Consider the following 3,072-nt stretch of genomic DNA (forward strand, 5'->3'; position numbering starts at 1 on the left):
TTCACAGTTTGGTCGTTTTGATTACAATTATGCAGGCAAATATTTACTGTCGGCCACAGTTCGTCGTGATGGTTCGTCAAGGTTTGGTGCCAATAATCAGTATGGTATTTTTACATCTGCTTCAGCCGGCTGGAAAATAGACCAGGAAAGCTTCCTGAAAAATAGCACCATATTTTCTGAACTGAAATTAAGATCTGGTGTTGGTCGCGTAGGTAACCAGGAAATCGGCGACTTGTCGCGCTATGCCCTTTACAACACACGATATGGCACTACCCAAAATCAACTTACCCCCGGCTTTTGGGAACAATATATGAACGTTGGTACCGCATATTCACTATCCGGTGCCAATACAGGATCACTGCCATCTGGCTTTGTTCAAACTCAGGCAGAAAACCCGGCCCTTAAATGGGAAACTACTGACGAGTTAAATACCGGGTTAGACTTTGCCATATTAAATGGTAAGATCTCCGGTTCATTTGACTATTTTACTAGAAAAACCACAGGCATCCTGATCACTCCGCCGGTTGCATCTGCATTAGGCGAAGGTCAATCCAAAACTGTTAATGGTGCTTCAAAAACCAATAGGGGCTGGGAATTTTTAGTAACCTATCACGGGCAACGGTCAGGAGATTTTAATTACAATGTAACTTTAAACTTTTCTCACTTCAGGGATAAGATCACCGATCTACCGGAGAACGTTAGGCCAGCCTACCCGGGCAATATAGATAATACCATCATAGGGCATTCTCAGTTTGACATATTTGGCTATAAAACAGCTGGTCTGTTTCAATCACAGGCCGAAGTTGATGCTGCCCCAACACAAATCGGCGCCGGGCCGGGTAGGATCCGTTATGTTGACATTAATCACGATGGAAAAATTGATGCCAACGATCAAACCTGGATAGGTACTACACTGCCGGCATTAGAATATGGCGCAAGAATTGACCTCACCTATAAAAAATTCGACCTGTCAATATTCGGATCAGGTGTTGCTGGTCGAAAAGGTTTTGACGTATATACACTGTATAACAATTTGATGCACAGCCGGGAAAATGTAGGCCCTGGTGTATTTGACGGCTGGACACCGCAGCATACCAACACCAACGTACCTGCATTAACACTAAAAGATAATAACAATGAAGGCCGTACTTCTGATTACTTCATTGTTAACACCTCGTATTTCAAATTAAGGAACCTTCAAATTGGATATACCATTTTACCTAAAGCTGTATTTACCAGGTTAAGGGTATTTGCTATGGCCGAAAACATATTTACGGTGAAAAGCAGCAAGTATCTGAGCCCAGACCCTGAGCGGATTGACCTTAATCCTGTGCCAATTCCTCGCGTATTCAGCTTTGGAGCCAATGCATCATTTTAATCTCAAAAATCATTCAATATGAAATCGAAAATATTTGTAACCACTATTTTATCGGGGCTGATTATGCTTAGCTCCTGTAAAAAAGCATTAGATTATACACCAAAGGGTGTACTGTCTTCTTCAGATTTAAAATCACCAACTGCTGTTGAAGGACTGGTAACCGCGGCTTATGCGGCAATCGGAAACGGCGATATGATTGGGCCAATATACAGCGATTGGGCTTATGGCAGCGTTCGCTCAGATGATGCTTATAAAGGCGGCGGCGGCACGGGCGATGTTGGCGAGGTGGATGCTTTGGAGCATTACAACCTGGTGACCCCATCAATGGACTCTTTTGTTTCCCGAACCTGGAAAAATCTGTTTAAATCTATCTCAAGGGCAAATGTAGCCATCAGGGCTGTTAATTCACTTTCGGATGCTGATTTTCCAAACAAAAAGATCCGTTTGGCTGAGTTAAGGTTTTTACGCGCCCATAGCTATTTTACTATGAAATTGCTATACAAAAACATCCCCATTTTTGATGAAACCGCGACTGAGGCCGATATCCTGAAAGTTTCAAACACTTTATCAAATGATGATTCATGGAATAAAATAGCCGCCGACTTTCAATATGCCGTTGATAATTTGCCAGCCACACAGCCTGAATTAGCGAGGGCCAATAAGTTGAACGCACAAGCTTATTTAGCTAAATTAAAATTGTACCAGGCATACGAGCAGGATGGTAACCATCATGTCACCAATATTAATAAAACAAGGTTACAGGAAGTTGTTACGCTTACACAGGCAGTTATCACGTCAGGTAAATATTCGTTAAGTCCGGATATTGCTGATAATTTTTTACCTGAAACGGAGAACGGGCCGGAATCGGTATTCGCCATACAATTTACTATCAATGATGGTACTACTGCCGGGCGTTTAAATTTTGAAGATGGGTTGAACTACCCGCATGGTGCTCCTCAATACGGCTGTTGCGGTTTCCACGCTGCAAGTCAGAATTTAGTAAATGCCTATACAACTGATGCAAATGGTTTACCTAATTTTGATACATTTAATAATAGCATAGCCGATCTGTCAAAAGTTACTGTAGATACAAGGCTGGATCATACCGTTGGCATAGACGGGCACCCATATAAATATGATAACACCAAGCCGTTCAGTAACAGTTGGGTGCGTGACCCGGGTGTTTACGGTAATTTTCATACCATGCGTAACCAGCAGTTGGCTACAAGCTCATCTTACTTTAAGCTTGGGCCATTTATGGGCTCGGCTAAAAACTATGATATCTTGAGGTATGATGATGTTTTGTTAATGCAAGCCGAAGCTTATATTGAATTAGGGCAACAGGCCAATGCACTGCCGCTAATTAATCAAATCAGAAACAGGGCGGCAGCCAGCACGGGAAGGCTGAAAAAACTGGATGGAACTTTCCCTTCATCCTACAATGTAAAACCCTATAGCCCGGCAAACTGGACACAAGACTATGCCCGCAAGGCTTTACAATGGGAAAGGCGATTGGAATTTGCTACCGAAGGGGCACGTTTCTTTGATTTAGTTAGTGGGGGGATTGCAGAAAAAACTTTAAACGACTACATTAACGTTGAAAAGGTGAGAAGACCATTTTTAGCAACGGCTAAATTTACTGCCGGAAGAGATGAATACCTTCCAATTCCACAATCAGAAATTACATTCACTAA

2 protein-coding genes are annotated in these 3,072 nt (G+C 42.4%); both read left to right on the plus strand.

Features of this window, described 5'->3' with window-relative positions:
* The coding region (locus VF500_RS31505) for a TonB-dependent receptor domain-containing protein (RefSeq protein WP_330863455.1) at nucleotides 1-1,378 on the plus strand (1,378 nt) is incomplete at its 5' end.
* Between the two features lie 18 nt (nucleotides 1,379-1,396).
* Nucleotides 1,397-3,072 (plus strand): RagB/SusD family nutrient uptake outer membrane protein (locus VF500_RS31510; RefSeq protein WP_330863456.1); only part of this gene is annotated, 1,676 nt, incomplete at its 3' end.

It is taken from the genome of Mucilaginibacter sp. (assembly GCF_036383575.1).
In the GTDB taxonomy this organism is placed as follows: Bacteria; Bacteroidota; Bacteroidia; order Sphingobacteriales; family Sphingobacteriaceae; genus Mucilaginibacter.